Genomic DNA, 22,976 nt, shown 5'->3' on the forward strand with positions numbered 1-22,976 from the left:
GATGGTCGGGTGATAATGGCCGCACAACCGAACACGCCGGACATGTCGTTTCACAGGTCGTAGGGGAAGACGTACCTGAGGAAACGGAGACATCATGGCGACAACCACTGCGCGTGGAGTGATCTACATCCACTCCGCGCCACGCGCGTTGTGCCCCCACCTCGAGTGGGCGGTAGGCCGCGCCCTGGGTCGGCCCGTCACCTTCGAGTGGGCCGACCAGCCCGTGCTGTCGGGAAGCCGACGGGCGGAGTTCTACTGGGAGGGTCCGGCGGGCACGGGAGCCGCCCTCGCCACGGCGATCCGCGGGTGGGAGCACCTGCGTTTCGAGGTGTCCGAGGACCCCACCCCCCGCAGCGACGGCGGCCGCTGGCTCCACACCCCGGGCCTGGGAATCCATTACGCCCAGACGGATGCCGCGGGCAACATCGTCATCGGAGAGGACCGCCTGCGCTACGCGATGGAGATCGCCGCCGGCGACGCACAGGAGCTGCAGCGTGAGCTGAACGTCGCACTCGGCGCCGCCTGGGACGACGAGCTCGAACCCTTCCGTCACGCCGGCGACGAGGCATCCGTCGTCTGGCTGCACAAGGTGGGATGACGCGCCCGATGGTGTGACGGATGAATCCCGTGCGCGAGGCGCCACTACCGGTGGATCGGTGACTGCTCCCGGGGATCGGGACCGCGAATCGGCGCACGGAGACAGGTGAGGCCCCCGACCGAGGTCGGGGGCCTCTGCCTTCGCAGGACGGCGGCACTCAGACGGTGGCGAAGGCGGCGACGGCGTTGTGTCCGCCGAAACCGAACGAGTTGCTGATCGCGAGCTGGTCGCCCTGATCGAGCGCAACCGGCTCACCCGAGATGCGGAAGGGGACCGCGGGGTCCTGCGTGGTGATGTTGATGGTCGGCGGGGCGACGCGGTCCCGCAGTGCCAGCACGGTGAAGATCGCCTCGAGGGCGCCCGTGCCGCCGAGGAGGTGCCCGGTCGAGGCCTTCGTAGCAGAGACCGGGATCTCGTCGATCCGGTCGCCGAAGATCGCCTTCAGCGCCGTGTACTCGTTGGGATCTCCGACCGGAGTGGATGTGGCGTGGGCGTTGATGTGCGTGACATCATCGGGCGACGCATCCGCCATCTCCAGCGCCATCCGCACGGCCCGGGCGGCGCCCACCCCCTCGGGGTCGTTGGCCGTGATGTGATACGAATCCGCCGTCACACCGCCGCCGACGACGGCGGCGTAGATCTTGGCCCCGCGGGCGCGCGCGTGCTCCTCGGTCTCGAGGATCAGAACCCCGGCTCCTTCGCCCATGACGAATCCGTCGCGGTCGACACTGCAGGGGCGCGAGGCGGTGGCGGGGTCGTCGTTCCGACGCGAGAGGGCCTGCATGGAGGCGAAGGAGGCGATCGTGATCGGATGGATCGCCGACTCGGTGCCCCCGGCGATGACGACGTCGGCCAGACCCGCGCGCAGATGCTCGACGGCGTTGACGATCGACTCCGTGCTCGAGGCGCAGGCGCTGGCCACGGTGCGCGCGAAAGCTCGAGCGCCGAAGTGCAGCGAGAGGTTGCCCGCCGCGGCGTTCGGCATGAGCATCGGAACCGTCATCGGCATGACCCGACGCGGACCCTTCTCGCGCAGGGTGTCCCAGGCATCGAGCAGTGTCCACACGCCGCCGATGCCCGTGGCGAAGTCGATGCCCAGCCGCTCGGACGGCACCTCGGGTCGCCCTGCATCCTCCCACGCCTCCATCGCCGCGACCATGGCGAACTGCGATGCCGGATCGAGCCGCTTGGCGACCGGACGCTCGAGGACGGTGTCAGGACGCACCTTGGCCTGCGCGGCGAACGTGACCGGCAGCTGATACTGCTCGACCCACTCGTGCTCCAGAGTCCGGGTTCCGGACGCCCCGTCCAGGAGCGCCTCCCAGCTGTCGGGCGCGGTCGCGCCGATGGGGGAGGACGCGCCTATTCCAGTGACGACGATGCGTGACGTGCTCATGCGAAGGTGAATTCCTCGGTGGATCGTGCCGGTGGGGGCCGAAGGCCCCCACCGGAGGGCGCTACGCCTGGTTCGACGTGATGTAGGTGACGGCGTCGCCGACGGTCTTGAGGTTCTTGACCTCGTCGTCGGGGATCGTCACGCCGAACTTCTCCTCGGCGTTGACGACGATCGTCATCATCGAGATCGAGTCGATGTCGAGGTCGTCGGTGAACGACTTCTCCATCGCTACCTCGTCGGCCGAGATTCCGGTCTCGTCGGTGATGAGCTCAGCGAGCCCGGCGAGGACCTCGTCGTTGGTGAATGCCATCGTTTCTCCTGTTTTCTCGGGGGAAGCCCGGTCGGGCCCCGTTCAGTTTAGGGTCGTGGGTCCCGCGCTCACGGGAGCACGATCACCTGCGCGCCGAAGACGAGTCCCGCGCCGAACCCGATCTGCAGCGCCAGTCCGCCGCTGAGCTCGGGGTGTTCTTCCAGCAGCCGGTGCGTGGCGAGCGGGATCGACGCGGCCGACGTGTTGCCGGTCGTCTCGATGTCGCGCCCGATCAGCACCGTGTCGGGGAGCCTCAGCTGCTTGGCGAACTCGTCGATGATGCGCATGTTGGCCTGGTGGGGGATGAAGGCGGCGAGATCGGATGCCTCGACACCGGCCGCCTCCAGCGCTTCGCGGGCGACCTTCACCATCTCCCACACCGCCCAGCGGAAGACGGTGGGACCCTCCTGACGAAGCGTCGGCCACGGCGCTTTCCCGTCACGGAAATCGGTCAGCGTGTGGTTCATCCCGACCGCGTCCGACTTGGAGCCGTCCGATCCCCACACCGTCGGTCCGATCCCGGGTGTCTCACTCGGGCCGACGACGACGGCTCCGGCTCCGTCGCCCAGCAGGAAGGAGATGCTGCGGTCGGCGGGGTCCACGACGTCGCTGAGCTTCTCGGTTCCCACCACGATCGCGTAGTGCGCCGCTCCGGCGCGGATCAGCGCGTCAGCTTGAGCGACCCCGTAGGCGAAGCCGGCGCACGCCGCGTTGACGTCGTAGGCCGCCGCGGGATTGGCGCCCACGCGATCGGCGACGATCGCCGACACCGAGGGGGTCTGCTTGGGGTTGCTGATCGTCGCGCAGATCACCAGATCGATTGCGCCGGGATCGACACCCGAGCGTTCGATCGCCTCCCGCGTGGCTTCGGCGGCCAGGTCGATGGCATCGGTGCCCGCTCCGGCGCGCATGCGGGTGACGATCCCGGTGCGCTGACGTATCCACTCGTCGCTGGAGTCGATCGGACCGACCAGGTCGTCGTTGGGGACGGTGAGCTCGCCGCGGGAAGCGCCGTAGGAGAGGATGCGGGTGTGCGCGGCGCCGGTGGGCTGGCGGAGGGAGACGGTCATTCGGAGGATCCTTCCCAGAGCTCGACGGCGGCGGCGAGGTCGTCGGGGGTCCTCACGGCCACGGTCGGGATGCCGCGGAGCGCCCGCTTGGCGAGCCCGGTCAGGGTACCCGCAGGGGTCAGTTCGATGATGCCGGTGACCCCGGCGGCAGCGAAGCTCTTCATGCACAGATCCCATCGGACCGGCGAGGCCACCTGCTCGACGAGAAGATCGATGAACGCCCGCCCGGACTCCACGGCGGCGCCGTCACGGTTCGTCCAGATCGTCCGCAGCGGATCACCGCCCACGGTCTGCGAGGCGGCGTCCCGGAGCGTCGTCACCGCGGGTGCCATGTAATCCGTGTGGAAGGCGCCCGCGACCTGCAGGGGGATGACCCGCGTGCCTGCGACGGGCTCGGCCGCCAGGCGATCGAGGTCGGCGCGGGCTCCGGCGGCGACGATCTGTCCGGCGCCGTTGTGATTGGCCGGCGTCAGGCCCAGCGAAGCGAGCTTCTCGAGGACCGCGGCCTCGTCGCCGCCGATGACAGCGCTCATCCCGGTGTCGGCCTGCGCCGCGGCATCCGCCATCGCCCGACCACGGACGCCGACGAGGCGCAGCACCTCGGCGTCGGGGAGGATCGCGGCAGCGGCGGCCGCGGTGAACTCACCGACGGAGTGCCCGGCGACGCCCGCCACCTGACGGGGCCGGCCCAGCTCGCCCCAGGCGAGGAGGCCGGCGGCGACGATGAGCGGCTGCGCGATCTTTGTGTCTCGGATGCGATCGGCGTCCCACTCCGTTCCGGCCGCGACGAGGTCGACCTCGGCGGCGTCGGAGTAGATCTCGATCGTCTCTCGGGCGCCGGGGATCTCCAGCCACGGGGCGAGGAACCCCGGTGTCTGCGAACCCTGCCCGGGGAAGACGGCGATGATCACGGTTCCATCCTTTCAATGATCGTGCGGCGGCTTCTGGAGGTCACGACACAGAAATGGCCAGAGGCTTTGTGCGTTTCGCACAGGAAGGGGGTCACCCGACCCGTCGCGGTCCAGGAGAACGTCGACGCGTGGCATCCGTTCCGATCGATCCGAGGATCAGGGCCGTCTGCAGGATGAGGGCCTCACGGGGTCCCGTGGCATCCCACCCGATGACCTCCGACACCCGCTTGAGCCGATAGCGGACGGTGTTCGGGTGCACGAAGAGCTCGCGCGCCGTCGCCTCGAGCGACCGGCCGTTGTCGAGGTAGCTCCACAGCGTCGTCACGAGGTCGGAGCTGTGGCTCTGCAACGGGCGGTAGATCCGCTCCACCAGCGTCTGCTTCGCCAGCGGATCGCCCGCCAGTGCGCGCTCGGGGAGCAGATCGTCGGCTTCGACGGGCCGCGGGGCATGACGCCACGCGCGGGCGACGGCGAACCCGGCGAGGGCGGCCCGGGCGCTCTGACTCGCGTCGACGAGGGCGGGTACGGCAGGACCGAGCACGAGGTAGCCCGTACCGAAACCGGGTTCGAGACGCCGCGCGATCTCATCGAAGGGCAGATCGGTGGGGGTGTCGTCACCGCGCGGCGAATCGGCGCGGCCGACGACGAGCACGAGCCGCGACCCCTGCACCCCGATGAGCACGTCGACGCCGAGCTTGCGGGCGGTGCGCCGCAGCTGGTCGACGTCGAACTGCGGGGGGGTCGTGCCGACGAGGACCGCGACCTCGCCGTGACCGTGCCAACCGAGCGCGGCGATCCGGCTCGGCAGTTCCTCATCGGCCTCGCCGGTGAGGATGGAATCGACCACCAGCGCCTCCAGGCGCGCGTCCCACAGGCCACGGGCCTCCGCCGCGCGAGCGTAGACGTCCGCGGCGGCGAAGGCGACCTCGCGTGAATAGAGCAGGATCGCCTCGCGGAGATTCTCGTCCTTGCCCGCCACCCGCTCCTCGGTCACCTCCACGGTGACGCGGATCAGCTGCAGCGTCTGCGTCAGCGACACGCTTCGCAGCAGCTCACGGGGTGCGGCGGCGAAGATGTCCGCGGCGATCCAGGGCGTGGAATCCGGATCGTCGTACCACTGGATGAACGAGCTGATACCCGCCTGGGCGACCAGTCCCACTGCCGACCGGCGCGCCGGGGGCATCTCGGCGTACCACGGCAGCGAATCCTCGAGACGCTTGATCGTGGCCGTGGCGAGGTCGCCCGAGATGCGCCGGAGCCATGCGAGGGTTTCGGCCTTGTCCATCTTCGGAGGCGTCACGGCGTCGGGATCAGCTCTCGCCGCCCGCGTTCCCGCTCGTGCCTGCGCTGACGTCGTGCAGGCGGTACTTCTCGATCGCCTGCACCGAAAGGGAGCGATCCACCGTGCCCTCGGCGGCGAGGGCCTGAAGGGTCTTCACGACGATCGACGGTCCGTCGATCTTGAACCACCGCCGCGCCGCCGGGCGGGTGTCGGAGAATCCGAACCCGTCGGCGCCGAGGGTGTGGAAGTTGTGCTGCACCCAGGGGCGGATCTGATCCTGCACGGCGTGCTCGAAGTCGCTGACCGCGACCACCGGTCCCGGCGTGCCCGCGAGCTTGTCGGTGACATATGCGGTGCGCTGCTCGCCGTCGGGGTGGAGGAAATTGTGCTCGTCGGCGGCGAGGCCGTCACGGCGCAGCTCGCCCCACGAGGTCACCGACCACACGTCGGCCTGGACGCCCCAGTCGTCGCGGAGCAGCTGCTGCGCCTCGAGGGCCCACGGCACGCCGACGCCCGAGGCGAGGATCTGCGCGCGTGCGCCCTCGCCGGTGGCGGGGGCGATGCGATGGATGCCGCGGACGATGCCCTCCACGTCGACGCCCTCCGGCTCGGCGGGCTGGACCATCGGCTCGTTGTAGACGGTGAGGTAGTACATGACGTTCGGGTCGGGATGGTTCCCGCCGTACATCCGCTCGATGCCCGCCCGCACGATGTGGGCGATCTCGTAGCCGTAGGCGGGGTCGTAGCTGACCACCGCGGGGTTGGTCGAGGCCAGGAGCGGAGAATGCCCGTCGGCGTGCTGGAGACCCTCGCCGGTCAGCGTCGTCCGACCCGCGGTGGCTCCGATCAGGAAGCCCCGCGCCATCTGATCGCCGGCCGCCCACAGAGCGTCGCCGGTGCGCTGGAAGCCGAACATCGAGTAGAAGACGTAGACCGGGATGAGCGGCTCGCCGTGGGTGGAGTAGGTCGTCCCGGTGCCGGTGAACGCCGCCAGGGCCCCCGCCTCGTTGATGCCGACGTGGACGATCTGGCCCTGCGGGCTCTCCTTGTAGGCCAGCAGCAGCTCGCGGTCGACCGAGGTGTAGTGCTGCCCGTTGGGGTTGTAGATCTTCGCGGTGGGGAAGTAGGCGTCCATGCCGAAGGTGCGCGCTTCGTCGGGGATGATCGGTACGATGCGGTGGCCGAAGTCCTTCACCCGGAGCAGATCCTTCAGCAGTCGCACGAAGGCCATCGTCGTGGCGACTTCCTGCGTGCCCGAACCCTTCTTCGGCAGGGCGTAGGCCTGGTCGCCGGGGAGCTCGAGGCCGACGTGGTGCGTGCGCCGCTCGGGCAGGTACCCGCCGAGGGCACGGCGACGCTCGTGCAGGTACTGGATGGTCTCGTCGTCGGGTCCGGGGTTGTAGTACGGCGGGAGGTAGGGGTTCTCCTCGAGCTGCGCGTCGCTGACCGGAATGTGCATCGCGTCGCGGAAGAGCTTGAGGTCGTCGAGCGTCATCTTCTTCATCTGGTGCGTGGCGTTGCGACCCTCGAAGTGAGGACCCAGGCCGTACCCCTTGATGGTCTTGGCGAGGATGACGGTCGGCTGGCCCTTGTGCTCGGCGGCGGCCTTGAACGCCGCGTACACCTTGCGGTAGTCGTGTCCGCCGCGCTTGAGGTTCCAGATCTGCTCGTCGCTGTAGTCCTTCACGAGGGCGGCGGCGCGCTCGTCGCGCCCGAAGAAGTGCTCGCGGACGTAGGCGCCGTTCTCGGCCTTGTAGGTCTGGTAGTCGCCGTCGGGCGTGACGTTCATGAGGTTCAGCAGCGCGCCCTCGCTGTCGCGGGCGAGGAGGTCGTCCCACTCGCGGCCCCAGATGACCTTGATCACGTTCCACCCGGCGCCGCGGAAGAAGCTCTCCAGTTCCTGGATGATCTTGCCGTTCCCGCGCACGGGGCCGTCCAGACGCTGCAGGTTGCAGTTGATGACGAACGTGAGGTTGTCCAACCCCTCGTTGGCGGCGACCTGGAGCTGACCGCGGCTCTCGACCTCGTCCATCTCGCCGTCACCGAGGAACGCCCAGACCTGGCTGTCGGAGACGTCCTTGATCCCGCGGTTGGTGAGGTACTTGTTCGTCATCGCCTGGTAGATGGCGTTGATGGGACCCAGGCCCATCGACACCGTCGGGAACTGCCAGAACTCCGGCATCAGGCGAGGGTGCGGGTAGGAGGGGATCCCGTTGGGGGCCGCCGACTTCTCCTGACGGAAGCCGTCGAGCTGGGCTTCGGTGAGACGGCCCTCGAGGAAGGCCCGCGCATAGGTGCCGGGCGAGGCGTGACCCTGGATGAAGATCTGGTCACCGCCGGATGGGTGGTCCTGCCCGCGGAAGAAGTGGTTGAATCCGACCTCGTACAGCGCGGCCGAGGACGCGTAGGTCGAGATGTGGCCGCCGACGGCGATGCCCGGGCGCTGCGCCCGGTGCACGGTGATCGCCGCGTTCCAGCGGATCCACGCACGGTAGCGCCGCTCGATCTCCTCGTCACCGGGGAAGTCCGGCTCGTTCTCGGCCGCGATGGTGTTGATGTAGTCGGTGGTGGGAACCATCGGGACGCCGAGGTGCAGCTCCTTCGACGCCTTCAAAAGGCTGAGCATGATCTCGCGACCGCGCTGGGGTCCCTTGGCCTGGACCAGCTGCTGGAGCGATTCCTGCCACTCCGAGGTCTCTTCCGGATCGCTGTCCTGCGGGCCCTGAGAGTACGGATCCTGGTCGTGAACAGTCACAAGAGACCTTTCTTCGGCTGGCAGATCGTGCCAGATAATCACCATGGACGTGCGGATCGCTTTGTTCGCTCCGCACAACACACCGTCGACAAGCCTAGCGACTCCCTGGTTCGTCGAGAGCGCGGGCGGGCCACGGGCGCGCGAAAGTCTCGCCGTCGAGGAAATCGCGCTCAGCGGTAGGTCATCACGTCGCCCGACAGCGGTCCGACCGCCTCCCGTGCTCCGGCCTCAGCCGTCTCGACGTCGCACGGCTCCGGCTCCGAGGCGCACGCGTCGATGCCGTCCTCGGGGACGATCCCCTCGAGCTCGAACGATTCGAACACGAAGGGCCGGCCGTTGGAGGCAAGGGGGAGCGGCGAATCCATTACGTGGAAATGCAGGTGCGGCTCGTCGGTGTTGCCGGTGTTCCCCAGGCGCGCGATGACGTCTCCTGCCTGCAGCTCCTGACCGATCTCCACGCCCAGCGGGTTGTCGGGCTGGAGGTGGGCGTAGAAGGCGTAATGGCCGCCGCCGATGTCCTGCACGATGTGATTCCCGCCGTACTCGGCGACGCTCAGCCCGGTCGGATTGGCCCCCGGCGTCTGCTCCGGCAGGTCCCACACCATCGCCACGATCGGACCGTCGGCGACGGCGTGGATGTCGGCGCTGTAATAGGCGTAGCTCTCCAGCTCGTCACGCGGCCCGTCGAAGATCTGGCCGTCGGCGTTGAGCTGGGCGTAGTCGATCGCGTAGCGCTCGGGGGCGTGAAGGGCCCCGTTGATCGGATTGATCGCGGCACGATGCGGCGTCACCCCGCAGCAGCTGTTGCCGTCGAACCACCCCTCACCGCGAAGCGGCGGGCTGATGACGATGGGTTCGGTCGACGAGACCGCCGTGGGCGCGATCGTCTCGGTCATCGGGGAGGTGACCACCGGTTCGATGGTCGTCTCGGGGGAGATCTGCACCTCGTGCACGATGGTCTCGGGGATCTCGTCCATCGATGGAACCGTGACATCGAGCCAGACCAGCGCACGCTGCCCGGGCCCCATCACCAGCGATCCGGCATCGCCGCCGTAGATACGCACCCAGGGCGCCAACGCGTCGCCGCCGAGTTCGAGGAGCGTGTCCTCACCGTCCGTGACTCTCACGACGTCGAGGGTGACGTCCTGACTGAGCACGTTGCTGAGCACGAGTTCGTAGGCGATGTGAACGAGACCGTCCGTCGCCGGGTACGCCTCGGGCTCGGCGAGCACCGATCCGAGGACCGGTGTGAAGACCTCCTCGAGGCCCGCGTCGGGCGACGCCTCGGGACTCGGCGTCGACGTCGACGCGGCGGGCGTGGTGCACCCCGTGAGGGTGAGGGCTGCGATGGCGGCGACGGCGGCCAGCCGGGTACGACGGTGTGACACGCGGCCCAGTCTGAACGGTGAAAGTCAGCGTGGCAAGAGATTTCCGCGGTGGGCCCTGCCGGGATCGAACCGACGACATCCACGGTGTAAACGTGGCGCTCTACCAGCTGAGCTAAAGGCCCCTCAGCTCAGTCTACGAGGCTGCGAGAAGCCCTTACAGCGCGCGCAGCCGTTCCAGCAGGGGACCGGCGGCCTCGGCGAGGAAGCGCTCCTGGTGGTCGCCGCCGATCTGCACGAGGGCGACGTCGGTGAACCCCGCCTCGATATAGGGCCGCACGCTTTCGGCGATCTTGTCGAGGTCGGGCCCGCAGGCGATGCCGTCGGCGACGTCCTCCGGCCTCACGAACTGGCTCGCGGCGGCGAAGCTCGCCGGCGTCGGCAATTCGGAGTTCACCGGCCAGCCCAGCCCGAACCACCGGAACTGCTCGTGAGCGCGTTCGATCGCAGCATCCTCATCGGGATCCCAGCAGATGGGGATCTGGCCGATCTTGCGCGACGGGGTCTCGTGGGCCTCATCCCACCCGGACACGAGCTCGGTCTCGGGTTCGACGGCGATCATGTGATCCACGAGTGAGGCGAACCGCGCGATGGACTTCGGCCCCGACACCGCCGTGGCGAGCGGCACGCCGCCGTCGGGGGCGTCCCAGACGCGGGCGGAGTCGACCCGGAAGTACTGTCCGTCGTACGTGACGAGATCACCGGTGTGAAGGGCCCGGATGATCTCGATCGCTTCGACCAGCATGTCCTGGCGCACGTCCACGCCGGGCCATCCCTCGCCGACGACGTGCTCGTTGAGGCTCTCACCCGACCCGAGTCCCAGCGTGAAGCGGCCGTCGGAGAGAAGCTGCAGCGTGGCCGCCTTCTGCGCGACGACGGCCGGGTGATAGCGCACGGTCGGGCAGGTGACGTACGTCATGAGCTCCACCCGCTCCGTCACGGCAGCCACCGCCCCCAGCATGGTCCACGCGTAGGGGGCGTGCCCCTGCGAGGTCAACCAGGGCGAGTAGTGATCGCTGGATACTTCGAAGTCGAAGCCGACGTCCTCGGCCTGCGCCGCGTGGCGCACCAGGTCCTTCGGTCCGCTCTGCTCGGTCATCAGGGTGTAGCCGAAGTTCGTCATCGCTTCTCCTCAGGGTCGATGGCGCCCACGCTACGGACCGGCCCGCGCCCCGGCAGGGGGTTGCGTTCGTGGACGTGATGGGGAAGGGGACTCCCGACGGCAAGAGGGAGGCGGCGGGTAGGTTGGTCACGTGAACGCCACTCCCGCCGATCAGCGCCGACTCCTCGAGGTGTCCGACCTGGACACCCGTATCCGTCAGGCCGAGCACGCCCGGCGCAACCCGCCGCAGGCGGAGCGGGTCAAGGAACTCCTCGCCCGCCGCACCGAGCTGACGCAGGAGCTCAGCCGCCGTGCCGGGGCTCGCGACGACCTGCGGGCAGAACTGGCGCGGATCGAATCCGATGTCGCCGTCGTCGACGCCCGCCGCGCACGTGATGAGCAGCGACTGGCGGCCAGCTCGAACTCGCGGGAGGCGCAGGGGTTCGAAAGCGAGCTCGCCTCGCTCGCGCGTCGTAAGCGCGACCTGGAGGACGCCGAGCTCGAGGTCATGGAGAAGCTCGATGTCGCGGAGGCCGCGGTGGTCGAGCAGGAGGAGCTGATCCGCGCCACGAACGAGGAGGGTGCCCGGCTCAGCGCCGAGGCCAAACGCGCGGTGGCCGAGGCCGAGGCTTCGCTCACCGCCGCCCAGCGCGACCGCGACGCCGTGGCCGGATCGATCGCATCCGACCTGTTGGCGATGTACGAGCGCCTCGCCGCCCGCGGCGTGGGTGCGGGTCTCCTCCGCCGTCAGACCTGCGAGGGGTGCCACATGGTGCTGTCCGGCACCGATCTGCAGCGGATCCGGCAGACCCCGGATGACACGGTGGTCACGTGCCCGGAATGCGGTGGCATCCTCGTCCGCACCGAGGAGTCCGGAGTCTGAGACCGCCCCGGACCCCGCGACCGGCGGCCGCGGCATGAGCGCGCCGGCGACGGACATCGCCTGGGTGGCACTCGGCACCATGGCCGACGGCTGGGAGGCGGTGATCCTCGATGCGGCCGGGGCGGAGTGCGAGCGACGCGCGATCGCCTCGACCGACCTTGCGCCCTGGGTGGCGGAGACGGAGGTTCGGCGCGCGCCGCGCTGGGTCTGGTCGGACACCGCGGCGCTGTATCCTCCGCTGCTCGCCGTCGGCGTGCGCATCGCGCGATGTCATGACCTCCGCCTCGCGCACGCGATCCTGCGCGGGCGCAGCGACCTGCCCGAGGACCTGTCGGCGATGACCGACCCGAGGTGGGACGCGCCGGCCGAGGTCGCCGAGGCGGAGAGCGCCGACGCCCTGTTCTCCCTCGATTCCGACGCCGGGGGGTCGTCTCCGACGGACGCGATCCCCGCTGTGCTGCGCGAGTTCGCATGGCAGCGCGACGCGATCGCGGCGAGCAGCTCGCCGCGCGACCTGCGGCTGCTCCTCGCCGCCGAATCGGCCGGGGCTCTTGCGGCGGTCGAGATGAGGCAGGCGGGTCTGCCGTGGGATGTCGACACGCATGACCGCGTGCTCGCGGAGATCCTCGGCCCTCGCCCGCGCACCGGCGCGCTGCCCGACCGGATGCGACGGCTGGCCGACGAGATCCGCGGCGCGCTCGGGGACCCCGGGGCGTCGCTCGACTCGCCTCCCAAGCTCCTTCGTTCACTGCACCGGGTCGGGATCGAGGTCGAGACGACGACCCGCTGGGAGCTCGAGCGGCACACGCATCCCGCGATCGCACCGCTGGTCGAGTACAAGCGGATGTCCCGGCTCCTCACGGCCAACGGCTGGTCATGGCTCGACGACTGGGTGCAGGACGGGCGCTTCCGACCGGTGTACGTGCCCGGCGGCGTGGTGACGGGGAGGTGGGCCTCCTCCGGTGGGGGCGCCCTGCAGATCCCCCGGGTGCTGAGACAGGCCGTGCGCGCTGATCCCGGATGGTGCCTCGTCGTCGCCGATGTCGCTCAGCTCGAACCGCGCGTACTCGCCGCGATGGCCGGCGATCTCTCCCTGGCCGCCGCGGCCCGGGGACGGGATCTCTACGAGGGTGTGGTGACGACGGGCGCGGTGGCGACGAGATCGGACGCCAAGATGGCGCTGCTCGGCGCGATGTACGGCGCGACGACGGGGGAGAGCGGGCGCCTGGTGCCGAGACTGCGGCGGTCGTTCCCGCGGGCGATGGCCCTCGTCGACGAGGCTGCTCGGGTGGGGGAGGACGGCGGTGTCGTCCGGACGAGGTGGGGAAGGACCTCCCCGCCACCAGGGCCGGGATGGCGTGCGGCGCAGAAGCGCGCCAGCGAATCCGACGCGTCGTCGGCGGAGCAGCAACGGGCCAGGCGCAGCGCCCGCGACCGAGGACGATTCACCCGCAACTTCGTCGTGCAGGGCACCGCCGCCGAGTGGGCACTGGCCTGGATCGCAGACCTGCGGGGGCGCCTCCACGCACTCGGCGGCGACGCGGTGGATCCTCCGGCAGAGGCTTCCGGACCGGTGTTCTCGCGACATCCTCACCTCGCGTTCTTCCTGCACGACGAGATCATCGTCCACGCCCCGCTCTCGCACGCCGAGGACGTGGCCGATGCGGTGCGCGCGGCATCCGTCTCGGCCACTCGGCTGCTGTTCGGCGACTTCCCGCTCGATTTCCCCCTGGATCTTCGGATCACCGAGACTGCTGCCAAGGCCTGACCCCGGACGCGTCGCGGGTCGGCGATAGACTCGGACCGCGAATGGGTCGGCTAGACGGTCGCGTCGCGGGTTCGCCCGCGCCGAGGAACGTCCGGGCTCCACAGGGCAGGGCGGTGGGTAACACCCACCCGGAGTGATCCGCGAGACAGTGCCACAGAGAACAGACCGCCGGGGGAGACCCCGGTAAGGGTGAAACGGCGGTGTAAGAGACCACCGGGGTCGTGGTGACACGACCCGCACGGTAAACCTCGCCCGGAGCAAGGCCAGACAGAGGATGCTGACGCGGCTCGCCGAGTCCTCGGGTAGGCCGCTGGAGCGGCACGGCAACGTGTCGCCGAGAGAGATGACCGTCCACGGGGCTCACGCCCCCGGACAGAACCCGGCGTACAGGCCGGCCCATTCGCCTCTCCCCACCCCGGGCGAGGGCGGATCAGTCGGTCATGCCGCAGCGGATCCAGTTCTGGATGGACCAGATGACGTTGTACAGGTTCAGCGGCGCGACGTCGTAGGTGTCCCAGCGCTGACCGACGTGAGCGGTCCATTCAGGGATCCGACCGCAGCAGGCACGGTGGCCGAACAGGCGGAAGAGGGTGTTGCAGAGCACAGCACGCACAGGGGCGTCCCTTCGTCATGGGCGGCCCCGGGATGGGGCTACCGTTGACGGGCCTGCGGGATCCTCTCCATCGTCATGACGTCAGCCTGCCTCATCTCAATCGGCCACGGTGACGTCGGCCAGCTGCGGTGCCGCACCGAGCGACAGGGCGGCGGCGCCGATGATCCCCGCGTTGTTGCGGTGCGTCGCGGGCACGATCGGCGTCTTCAACGACAGCAGGTGGAGGAATTTGTCGGCGTGCTTGCTGACGCCGCCGCCGACGATGAACAGGTCGGGGCTGAAGAGGAACTGCACGTAGTCGTAGTACCACTGCAGCCGCTCGGCCCACTGCTCCCACGAGAGCTCCTCGCGCTCCATCGCCGAGTAGGCGGCGAACGCCTCGGCGTCCTTTCCGTGCTTGGCGCGCTGGAGGTGACCGAGTTCGGTGTTGGGGATGAGCACTCCGCGGTACATGACCGCCGAGCCGATCCCCGTGCCGAGGGTGGTGAGGATGACGAGCCCGTTCTGGTCCCGCGCGGCGCCGTAGCGCATCTCGGCGACCCCTGCGACATCGGCATCGTTGGCGAAGTAGATGTCGCGACCGAGGCCGTCCTCGAAGAACTTCTCCGCCTCGAACCCGATCCATTTGTCGGACACGTTCGCGGCCGAAAGGGTCGTGCCGTTCTTCACGATGGCGGGGAAGGCGACGCCGAGCGGAATGGCGTCCTCGCTGATCTCCAGGCGCGAGAGCACCTCTTTGACCGCCTCGAGGACATCCGGCGGTTCGGCACCCTTCGGAGTGGAGACCTTCACCCGATCGGTGAGGAGGGTCCCGTCCTTCAGGTCCACCACCGCACCCTTGATGCCCGTGCCGCCGATGTCGATGCCGACGGCGCGCGTCGCGTCAGAAGCCATGGCGCAAGCCTATCGACGCCACCGTCGATCAGTAGGATCGACCCAGCGGATGATCCGTGGGCGATCCGAGGAGTCAACGTGGCACACGACAGCGAGAAGTACTGGTACAACCTGACCACCGGCGAGGTCGAGAAGGGCTTCGAGTCGCCCGCGATCGACCGCGCGGGGCCCTTCGACACCCCGGAGGAAGCGGCGAAGGCGCCCGACGTCCTGCGTGAGCGCTCCCGCGCGTGGGCCGAGGACGAAGCCCGCGAGGACGGCTGGGAGAGCCGTCCGGCCGGCAGCGACGGCGCGAACTAGTCTGACCTCGGCGCGGCGGCCGGCACGGCCCCCGCGCCCGCGAAACCTGGCGGAAGGGAACCCATGGACAAGCAGCGGGACTTCGTACTGCGCACGATCGAGGAACGCGGCGTCAAGTTCGTCCGCCTGTGGTTCACCGACGTCATCGGCACGCTGAAGTCGGTCGCGATCGCGCCGGCCGAGGTGGAGGGCGCGTTCTCGGAGGGGCTGGGATTCGACGGTTCCGCCATCGAGGGGCTCACGCGGTCGTACGAGTCGGACCTGCTCGCCCACCCCGACCCCAGCACCTTTCAGATCCTGCCGTGGCGCGGCGAGATCGACCCGACCGCTCGCATGTTCTGCGACATCACGACCCCCGATGGCCAGCCCGCCGTGGCCGACCCCCGCCACGTGCTCAAGCGCGCTCTGGCGAAGGCCGCCGACGCGGGGTTCACCTTCTACACGCACCCCGAGATCGAGTTCTACCTGCTGAAGTCGTCGTCGTTCGGCACCGAGGGCCCCGAGCCGGTCGACTCGGCAGGATACTTCGACAACGTGCCCGGTGGGACCGCCCACGACTTCCGTCGCCGGTCGGTGCGGATGCTGGAGGATCTCGGCATCTCGGTGGAGTTCAGCCACCACGAGGGCGGACCCGGTCAGAACGAGATCGACCTGCGCTACGCCGACGCCCTGGCCACGGCCGACAACATCATGACCTTCCGCACGGTCATCAAGGAGGTGGCGATCGAGCAGGGCGTCTACGCGACGTTCATGCCCAAGCCCCTCGGCGGCAAGCCCGGCAGCGGGATGCACACCCATATGTCGCTGTTCGAGGGCGACGTCAACGCCTTCTACGAAGAGGGTGCGCAGTACCAGCTGTCGAAGATCGGGCGTCAATTCATCGCCGGGCTGCTCCGACACGCCAACGAGATCTCCGCGGTGACGAATCAGTTCGTCAACTCCTATAAGCGCCTGTGGGGCGGGGACGAGGCACCGAGCTTCATCACGTGGGGCCACAACAACCGCTCCGCGCTCGTGCGAGTACCCCTGTACAAGCCGAACAAGGGTCAGTCCTCCCGCGTGGAGTACCGCGCGCTGGACTCGGCGGCCAATCCCTATCTCGCCTACGCGCTCATGCTGGCGGCGGGCCTCAAGGGCATCGAAGAGGGCTACGAACTGCCGCCGGAGGCCGAGGACAACGTCTGGTCTCTCACCGACGCCGAGCGCCGTGCCCTCGGTTACGCACCGCTGCCCGCGAGCCTCGACCACGCCCTGGAGTACATGGAGGAATCCGAGCTCGTCGCCGAGACCCTCGGTGAGCAGGTCTTCAGCTATGTGCTGCTGAACAAACGGCGCGAATGGCAGGAGTACCGCTCGCAGGTGACCCCCTTCGAGCTGAAGAGCAACCTCGAGATGCTCTGATCCCCGCATGAGCACGGGCGAGCGCACGTCGTCTCTCACCGAGCTCGCTCGGCTGGGCTTCAGCGCTCTCTCCGAGAGCGCGGAGATGCTGGATGAGCTCGCGACGGCGCTCGACGTGCCTCGCGGCGACCTGCTCCGAGCCGCGGCGGCGGCCGCGGACCCCGACGGTGCGCTTCTCGCCCTCACGCGGATCGCCCGTCGCGACGCGCAGCCGGTGCGCGCCGTCCACAGCGACCCGCAGGGATGGCGTTCGCTCTGGGCGCTCCTGGGGGCATCGACGGGGTTCGCCGAGTTCTTCCTGCGTCGCCCCGACGAAGTGGCCCAGCTCGCCGGCGCCGGTCTGGGCCTGCCGAGCCCCGAGACGCTCCGCGAGGAGATGCTCGACGCGATCGGAGCGGAGGACGGATTCGCGGCGGAGGGCGGGGAGGAGGCCTGGGTACGACTGCGCGTGCGCTATCGGCGTCTCCTCGCCCGGATCGCCGCGTTCGACCTGCTCCACCCCGACCCCCTCGAGGTGATGCCCGATATCGCCGCGCGCCTGGCCGACGCGGCGGGGGCGGCCCTGGAGGCATCGCTCGCGATCGCACGGACGCGGGTCTCCCGCGGTGCCGCAGGAGCGAGCCTGTTCCCCGCAGAGCAGGTGGCCCGGACGAACCTCGCCATCATCGGCATGGGGAAGGCCGGCGCCCGCGAGCTCAACTACGTCAGCGACGTCGACGTCATCTTCGTCGCCGGCGCCGATGACGACACCCTCGCGAAGATCGGCGAGAGCCGGGTCGTCGATATCGCCACGCGGCTGGCCGTGCAGACCATGCGCGGCATCTCAGGGGCCGAGATCGAGCCGCCGCTCTGGGAGGTCGACGCCAACCTCCGGCCCGAGGGCAAGCAGGGGGCGCTCGTGCGCACCCTCGGGTCGCACCTGTCGTACTACGACCGATGGGCCAAGAGCTGGGAGTTCCAGGCGCTGCTCAAGGCCCGACCGCTCGCGGGCGACGCCGCGCTCGGCGAGCAGTACGTCGCGGCTCTCGCGCCCAAGGTGTGGACCAGCGCCGCGCGAGAGAACTTCGTCGACAGCGTCCAGCGCATGCGGGAGCGAGTGACCGACCACATCCCCGCCGAGGAGGTCTCCGTTCAGATCAAGCTCGGGCCCGGCGGCATCCGAGATGTGGAGTTCACCGTCCAGCTCCTGCAGCTCGTCCACGGTCTGACCGACGACCGCATCCGGCAGCGCGGAACCCTCCCGGCATTGGAGGCGCTGGCCTCCGAGGGGTACATCGGCCGCGCCGAGGCCTCCGCCTTCTCGCGCGACTATCGTGCTCTCCGTGTGCTGGAGCACCGGATGCAGCTGCGGCACCTGCGCCGCACGCACCTCATGCCTCGGACGCCCGACGAATTGCGCGTGCTCGCCCGTGCCACCGGACTGGCGGAGACGGGGGAGCGGGTCTGGCAGACCTGGGAGGCGATCAAACGCGAGGTCCGCGACATCCACGTCCGCCTGTTCTACCGTCCCCTCCTCTCGGCCGTCGCGAGCCTCCCCGAGGCCGAGCGTTCCCTGTCGCCGGCGCAGGCACACGATCGTCTGGCGGCGATCGGATTCACTGATCCCGCGGGCGCCCTGCGTCATATCGGCGCGCTGACGAGCGGTCTCAGTCGGAAGGCCACGATTCAACGGCATCTGATGCCGGTGATGATCCGCTGGTTCGCCGACGGCGTGGATCCCGACTACGGGCTCCTCGCCTTCCGCCGTATCAGTGAGCGGCTGGGCGACACGCCCTGGTTCCTCCGCATGCTCCGCGATTCGTCGGGCGCCGCCGAGAGTCTCACCCGCGTGCTGTCGGGTTCGCGATACGTCGGCGAGCTCATGGAGTGGATCCCCGAATCCGCGGCCTGGCTGGACGACCCCGATCTGCTGCGCCCCCGAAGCGGTCTCGCCTTGCAGGAGGAGGCGCGAGCGATCCAGACCCGACATGACAATGCGGATGACGCGATGCGCGCCGTGCGGGCGCTTCGCCGCAGAGAACTGCTGCGCACCGCGATGGCGGCGATCCTCGGCACCCTCACGATCGAAGAGCTCGCGGACGCCCTCACCACGATCACCGAAGTCACCATCCAGGCGACGCTCCGTGCCGTACGGCGCGACGTGCTGGAGCCCGAGGACGCGCCACTGGACTTCTCGGTGATCGCGATGGGTCGTTTCGGCGGCGCCGAACTCGGGTTCGGATCGGATGCCGACGTCATGTACGTCTACAGACCCAACGGCATCGACCCCGAGCGTGCGGCGCGAAAGGCGCTGCAGCTCGTCGGAGCGCTCCGGCAGTACTCCGAGGATCATCGCGCACCGCTCGACCTCGACGCGGGGCTGCGCCCCGAGGGACGCAACGGACCGCTCGCGCGCTCCTTGGACGCTTTCGAGGAGTACTACCGGCGCTGGTCGCTGTCGTGGGAGGCCCAGGCGCTCCTGCGTGCCCGTGGCGTGGCGGGCAGCGTCAAGCTCATCACCGCCTTCACCGGCCTTGCCAACGAGGTGCGCTACCCCGCTGCGCCCGACCCGGCGGGACTCCGCGAGATCAAGCGCATCAAGGCTCGCGTCGAGAACGAGCGCCTGCCGCAGGGGGCTGATCCGGCCAGGCATCTCAAGCTCGGACCCGGCGGCCTCAGCGACGTGGAATGGCTCGTGCAGCTGCTGCAGCTGCAGTACGCCCACACCGTGCCGGCACTGCGCACCACGTCGACGACCGTGGCCCTGACGGCCGCCAGAGACGCCGGCATCGTGCCCGAGGCCGACGCTGCGCGCCTCTTCGAGGCGTGGCGGCTCGCCAGCCGTCTGCGCTCGGCCAACACGCTCCTGTCCGGGCAGACGAGCGATGTGCTGCCGACGGACCGGAAGAAGCTGGACGGGATCGGCCGACTGCTGGAGTACCCCCCTCGATCTGCCACCCAGGTCGAGGAGGACTGGCTTCGCACCGCGCGGCGGGCACGGCGGAGCTTCGAGCGTCTCTTCTACGGCTGAGGCGCACGAGCCGCTGTCGACCTTGCGCCGCCGACCGATTCAGGCGCATCCTTCTGACATGACTCGTGAGATCCCCGACGAGGATGTCGTCTTCACCGAGATCGCCGACCGCCTGCGCGAGCGCTACCCGCAGGCATCCCCCGACGATATCGAGCAGGCTCTCGATGTCGCTCGACACCATTTCGACGGCGCCAAGGTGCGCGACTTCGTTCCCGTTCTGGTCGAACGCGAAGCACGCGCCGCCCTCGATCAGACGCTGTCATCGGGATGATGTCTCCCGGGATAGGGTGTCGGCGTGACGGTCCCACCCGCGGCACCCGCCCCCGACGCGCCGCCCCCCTCCCGGAGTGCATGGATCGCCCGCACCTGGGATCGCATCCCGACCGGCTGGTTCGCCGGCATCCTCACGGCTGTCTTCCTCGCCGGCACCGCGGCATTCGGAGGCCTCGCGCAGGCCGCCGTGCCCCCGCTTCCCGAACTCGAACCGGGTGAGACCCACGTCAACGAGCAGTTCGCCCTCACGGTGGAACGGGCCGTCCTGATCGACGAACTGCCGGAGGCGGGGATCACCGTCGAACCCGGTCAGCGAGTGCTTGCGGTCGTCCTGACGGCCGAGAACGTCTGGGACCGCGCCCTTCCGTCCGAGAGCTCCGGCGGGCTGAGTGCGGGGATGCGCGTCGCGGAGCTGGCGGACGCCCCTCCTGCAGCGATCGCCCGGTTCGACGACACCACGTTCGCGCCGTACCTGCAGCCGCGCGTTCCGGCTGAGCTGGTGGTGACGTGGGCGGTAGATCGGAACGCCCTCGCGGAGGGCGATGAGATCGAGATCGTGCTCCGGGATCTCAGCCTTCGCGAGGGCGCACTCGTCGTCGCCGGCGAGTACTGGGAGTCGCCCGTCACGGCCGCGACGATGACCCTCGAGGTCACAGACGTCGGCGCAGGATCAGACGCCGAGGGGGATGAGGGATGAGGCGGTGGCTGGCGTGGACGATCGGCGTCGCGCTCGTCGTGTCGGCCTGGGGAGTTCTCCAGATCACTCCCTCTCAGGATGACGCCGAGGCGCCCTTCCCTCTGGCGGCAGCGATCGACGAGGCGACGTCCGCGCGCGGATTCGTCGTGACCGTCACGGACGTGCGACTGGCCTCACGAGCCGTCGCCGGCGGCTGGTCGGCCGAAGGCACCTGGCTGGTCGTCGATCTCCGGGCCGAGGCGACCCAGGACGAGACCGGCACGATCCTGGCGCACGCCGAGCTCGTGATCGAGGGCGTGGCCTACCGCGCCAGCGAGCGACCCGCATCTCTTCTCCGCGGCGGTCTCACCCCGGGCATCCCGCGGGAGGGAAGCCTCGCCTTCGAGCTTCCGGGCGACGTCGCGCGCGACACCGCGACTCTCGAGCTGGGCATCAGTGACGATCCCCGTCTCGACAGCCTCGTGACCCTCGACCTCGACCTCGGTACGCTCGACGCCGAAGACGAGGTCGAACTCCTCGAGACCGGGTGGACGGAGCGATGACACCCGACCAATCCACGCAGGCGCCGCCGACGCCGACCCCATCGAGGCAGGGATGGTGGCGACGCAACGCCCTCGCCCTGGGTGCGATCGCGATCCTGCTGCCGGTGGGAGTCCTCGTCCCGACGGGCGTCGAGTGGTGGCGCTGGAGTCAGGCCGACCCCGTGTTCCCCACCACGGCCGCCCAAGGCGAGAGCGTCGACTGGGCGGGCGCGTCGTGGGGTCCGGCCACCGCGGTCGACGAGACCGGCACGTTCGCCGCCGACGCACCGGCCGGGACCCGCGTACTCGTCGTCGAAATCCCCGTGGATCCGGCCGACGAGACCCCCGGGTGCACCACCCCGGTCCTTCGCGAGCTCGGCGGCGCGGGCCGCGAGTGGGGTGCCGCGATGACCGAGGTGGATCGGCGCTATGAGCAGCCGAGTTACTGCGAGACGGGTTCAGGGGCTTCGTTCACCCTCGGGGTGCCCTTTCTCGTCCCCGACGACGCTCGCGGTCCGTTCGGCGTCGAGCTCACCGTCCCGGACGAGCTGCCGGGCTTCCTCCGACTCGAGGTCGTCCCCTGACGACACCACCGGCGCCCCGATGAGCGCACCCACCGTCGCGTCATACGTCGCGGCGATGAGGACGGTGCGCAGCGGCTCGACGACGAGCGGGACGATGAGGAAGACGGGCGTGGCGGCGATGACCCAGAAGCCGAAGAGGTCATGGGGCCCGACCAGTCGGGTGAGGAGCACACGGAGCCCCTCGCCGACGAAGAGGATGACGGTGTAGATCAGCACGTACCCGCCGACGAGAATCGGTCCTCCGCGCCACATGAGGAGGATCGCCTGCCAGATCGGACGGAATCGGCCACCGACCTCCGAGCCGAGATCGACCAGGCGGCGGCGAAGCCGCTGGGGGAGCGAGCCGTAGCGGCTCCGGGCGCGGTCGACCAGCGCACCGCGCAGCTGCACCCCCTGCGGCGAGACGGTGCGACCGTAGATGACGCCGGCGATCGTCAACCAGGCCAGGGGCACGAAGAGGACCGCACCTGCCTGGCCGAGCAGCCACTCCACGGCGTCCCAGGTCCACCCGAGCGGTGCGAACAGCTCACCGACCGCCCGCCGCAGATCGGCGAGCCAGACCATCGCCTGGCGGGTGTCGATCCACGCGGTGACCTGCCCGAAGGCCTCACCGAGGAAGTAGGCGGCCAGGAAGATCCAGAGCGCCTCGAGGTACGTCGCTCCGAGCGCGGTCCAGCGGGGAAGCGCCTGCTGCCAGCGCTTCCATGCCCAGCGTCCGCCGAAGGCCAGGGCCACGACGATGATCGTCCAGGGCTCCCACGTCAGGCTGTCCACCGCACCCGAGGTGTCGAGCGTGGTCTCCTCGAGGATTGCCGCCCACTGTCGATCCGTCTGGACTGCGAGGGCGACCTGAAGATATGCGGCGACGTCATCGATGAGGAAGCCCAGGATGGCGTACACCGCGATGAACGGCAGCACAGCCGACAGCAGCGCGTCGCGGAACGAGCGCAGGCGCTCCCCACGGTCCACCGGGTTCGGCGCGATCGCGCTCAATCGCAGCATCCCGTCTCTGAGAACGAGGAACATCGCCACGACGCTGACGAGCTTGGCGAGGATCGCCAGCGGGAGGAGCAGGATGCCGCCGAGCGCCGTGTACCCGCCCACGTAGCCCGCCAGCTGGATCGACAGGTATCGCCCGAGCGAACCCGCGAGGTACCACGCCAGGAGCGCGGGCCAGTGGGCAGCGAGGAGCCGCAGCCCCATCCGGACGATCTCCCGCACCG

At 69.5% G+C, this 22,976-nt stretch carries 20 protein-coding genes, 1 tRNA gene and 1 other RNA gene; 10 read left to right on the forward strand and 12 right to left on the reverse strand.

From position 1 onward, the window contains the following. Nucleotides 1-94: 94 nt before the first annotated feature. Entirely contained in the window at nucleotides 95-598 is a 504-nt protein-coding gene (locus tag T9R20_RS09195; RefSeq protein ID WP_322409026.1) for a DUF3145 domain-containing protein, read from the forward strand. 157 nt (nucleotides 599-755) lie between these two features. Here the strand turns inward: T9R20_RS09195 and T9R20_RS09200 are convergent, their stop codons facing one another. The 9 genes from T9R20_RS09200 to T9R20_RS09240 all read right to left on the reverse strand — a co-directional run bounded on the left by T9R20_RS09200 (nucleotide 756) and on the right by T9R20_RS09240 (nucleotide 10,830). Beyond that, nucleotides 756-1,994 (reverse strand): beta-ketoacyl-[acyl-carrier-protein] synthase family protein, encoded by a 1,239-nt coding sequence (locus T9R20_RS09200; RefSeq protein ID WP_322409027.1) that lies wholly within the window; start codon nucleotides 1,992-1,994, stop codon nucleotides 756-758. A gap of 61 nt (nucleotides 1,995-2,055) precedes the next feature. After that, a complete protein-coding gene (locus T9R20_RS09205) occupies nucleotides 2,056-2,304 on the reverse strand; it encodes an acyl carrier protein (protein WP_322409028.1) in 249 nt (82 codons plus the stop codon). A gap of 68 nt (nucleotides 2,305-2,372) precedes the next feature. Next, nucleotides 2,373-3,374, reverse strand: coding sequence for a beta-ketoacyl-ACP synthase III (locus T9R20_RS09210; protein ID WP_322409029.1), 1,002 nt, complete (start codon nucleotides 3,372-3,374; stop codon nucleotides 2,373-2,375). Continuing rightward, a complete protein-coding gene (locus tag T9R20_RS09215) occupies nucleotides 3,371-4,285 on the reverse strand; it encodes an ACP S-malonyltransferase (protein WP_322409030.1) in 915 nt (304 codons plus the stop codon). The genes T9R20_RS09210 and T9R20_RS09215 overlap by 4 nt, the downstream gene beginning before the upstream one ends. 91 nt (nucleotides 4,286-4,376) lie before the next feature. Further along, a complete protein-coding gene (locus T9R20_RS09220; protein ID WP_322409031.1) occupies nucleotides 4,377-5,570 on the reverse strand; it encodes a helix-turn-helix domain-containing protein in 1,194 nt (397 codons plus the stop codon). 25 nt (nucleotides 5,571-5,595) lie between these two features. Continuing rightward, nucleotides 5,596-8,322 carry a pyruvate dehydrogenase (acetyl-transferring), homodimeric type gene (gene aceE, locus T9R20_RS09225; RefSeq protein WP_322409032.1) on the reverse strand — a complete coding sequence of 909 codons (2,727 nt, stop codon included), beginning with the start codon at nucleotides 8,320-8,322 and terminating at the stop codon, nucleotides 5,596-5,598. 170 nt (nucleotides 8,323-8,492) lie between these two features. After that, a complete protein-coding gene (locus T9R20_RS09230; protein WP_322409033.1) occupies nucleotides 8,493-9,710 on the reverse strand; it encodes a M23 family metallopeptidase in 1,218 nt (405 codons plus the stop codon). A 49-nt stretch (nucleotides 9,711-9,759) separates the two neighbouring features. After that, nucleotides 9,760-9,832, reverse strand: a tRNA-Val gene (locus tag T9R20_RS09235). A 32-nt stretch (nucleotides 9,833-9,864) separates the two neighbouring features. Next, entirely contained in the window at nucleotides 9,865-10,830 is a 966-nt protein-coding gene (locus T9R20_RS09240; protein WP_322409034.1) for an LLM class F420-dependent oxidoreductase, read from the reverse strand. 130 nt (nucleotides 10,831-10,960) lie between these two features. Between T9R20_RS09240 and T9R20_RS09245 the strand changes: the two genes are divergently transcribed. From T9R20_RS09245 to rnpB, 3 genes are all read left to right on the forward strand, one after another. After that, nucleotides 10,961-11,692 carry a zinc ribbon domain-containing protein gene (locus tag T9R20_RS09245; RefSeq protein WP_322409035.1) on the forward strand — a complete coding sequence of 244 codons (732 nt, stop codon included), beginning with the start codon at nucleotides 10,961-10,963 and terminating at the stop codon, nucleotides 11,690-11,692. Between the two features lie 34 nt (nucleotides 11,693-11,726). Continuing rightward, on the forward strand, nucleotides 11,727-13,460 hold the full coding sequence (locus T9R20_RS09250; RefSeq protein WP_322409036.1) for a bifunctional 3'-5' exonuclease/DNA polymerase: 1,734 nt from the start codon (nucleotides 11,727-11,729) through the stop codon (nucleotides 13,458-13,460). 42 nt (nucleotides 13,461-13,502) lie between these two features. Further along, an RNA gene (rnpB, locus tag T9R20_RS09255) (RNase P RNA component class A) lies at nucleotides 13,503-13,863 on the forward strand. Nucleotides 13,864-13,890: 27 nt separating this feature from the next. Here rnpB and T9R20_RS09260 read toward each other — a convergent pair. Next, nucleotides 13,891-14,073 carry a hypothetical protein gene (locus T9R20_RS09260; RefSeq protein WP_322409037.1) on the reverse strand — a complete coding sequence of 61 codons (183 nt, stop codon included), beginning with the start codon at nucleotides 14,071-14,073 and terminating at the stop codon, nucleotides 13,891-13,893. Between the two features lie 96 nt (nucleotides 14,074-14,169). After that, nucleotides 14,170-14,967, reverse strand: coding sequence for a polyphosphate--glucose phosphotransferase (gene ppgK, locus T9R20_RS09265; RefSeq protein WP_322409038.1), 798 nt, complete (start codon nucleotides 14,965-14,967; stop codon nucleotides 14,170-14,172). A gap of 78 nt (nucleotides 14,968-15,045) precedes the next feature. On the opposite strand from ppgK, the gene T9R20_RS09270 reads away from it, so the two are divergent. The 6 genes from T9R20_RS09270 to T9R20_RS09295 all read left to right on the forward strand — a co-directional run bounded on the left by T9R20_RS09270 (nucleotide 15,046) and on the right by T9R20_RS09295 (nucleotide 21,190). Further along, on the forward strand, nucleotides 15,046-15,267 hold the full coding sequence (locus T9R20_RS09270) for an SPOR domain-containing protein (protein WP_322409039.1): 222 nt from the start codon (nucleotides 15,046-15,048) through the stop codon (nucleotides 15,265-15,267). A gap of 63 nt (nucleotides 15,268-15,330) precedes the next feature. Continuing rightward, nucleotides 15,331-16,668 carry a type I glutamate--ammonia ligase gene (gene glnA, locus T9R20_RS09275; RefSeq protein ID WP_322409040.1) on the forward strand — a complete coding sequence of 446 codons (1,338 nt, stop codon included), beginning with the start codon at nucleotides 15,331-15,333 and terminating at the stop codon, nucleotides 16,666-16,668. A 7-nt stretch (nucleotides 16,669-16,675) separates the two neighbouring features. Then, nucleotides 16,676-19,678: a bifunctional [glutamine synthetase] adenylyltransferase/[glutamine synthetase]-adenylyl-L-tyrosine phosphorylase gene (locus tag T9R20_RS09280; RefSeq protein WP_322409041.1), complete on the forward strand. Its 3,003-nt coding sequence runs from the start codon at nucleotides 16,676-16,678 to the stop codon at nucleotides 19,676-19,678. Nucleotides 19,679-19,736: 58 nt separating this feature from the next. After that, nucleotides 19,737-19,949 (forward strand): three-helix bundle dimerization domain-containing protein, encoded by a 213-nt coding sequence (locus tag T9R20_RS09285; protein ID WP_322409042.1) that lies wholly within the window; start codon nucleotides 19,737-19,739, stop codon nucleotides 19,947-19,949. Nucleotides 19,950-19,973: 24 nt separating this feature from the next. After that, complete coding sequence (locus T9R20_RS09290; protein ID WP_322409043.1) at nucleotides 19,974-20,648, forward strand: hypothetical protein; 675 nt, start codon at nucleotides 19,974-19,976, stop codon at nucleotides 20,646-20,648. After that, nucleotides 20,645-21,190: a hypothetical protein gene (locus tag T9R20_RS09295; protein WP_322409044.1), complete on the forward strand. Its 546-nt coding sequence runs from the start codon at nucleotides 20,645-20,647 to the stop codon at nucleotides 21,188-21,190. Before T9R20_RS09290 ends, T9R20_RS09295 begins: the two co-directional genes overlap by 4 nt. Before the next feature lie 437 nt (nucleotides 21,191-21,627). Here the strand turns inward: T9R20_RS09295 and T9R20_RS09300 are convergent, their stop codons facing one another. After that, nucleotides 21,628-22,974, reverse strand: a complete 1,347-nt coding sequence (locus tag T9R20_RS09300) for a hypothetical protein (RefSeq protein ID WP_322409045.1) — start codon at nucleotides 22,972-22,974, stop codon at nucleotides 21,628-21,630. Nucleotides 22,975-22,976: the final 2 nt, after the last annotated feature.

Source organism: Microbacterium invictum, assembly GCF_034421375.1.
Classification (GTDB): Bacteria; Actinomycetota; Actinomycetes; order Actinomycetales; family Microbacteriaceae; genus Microbacterium; species Microbacterium invictum_A.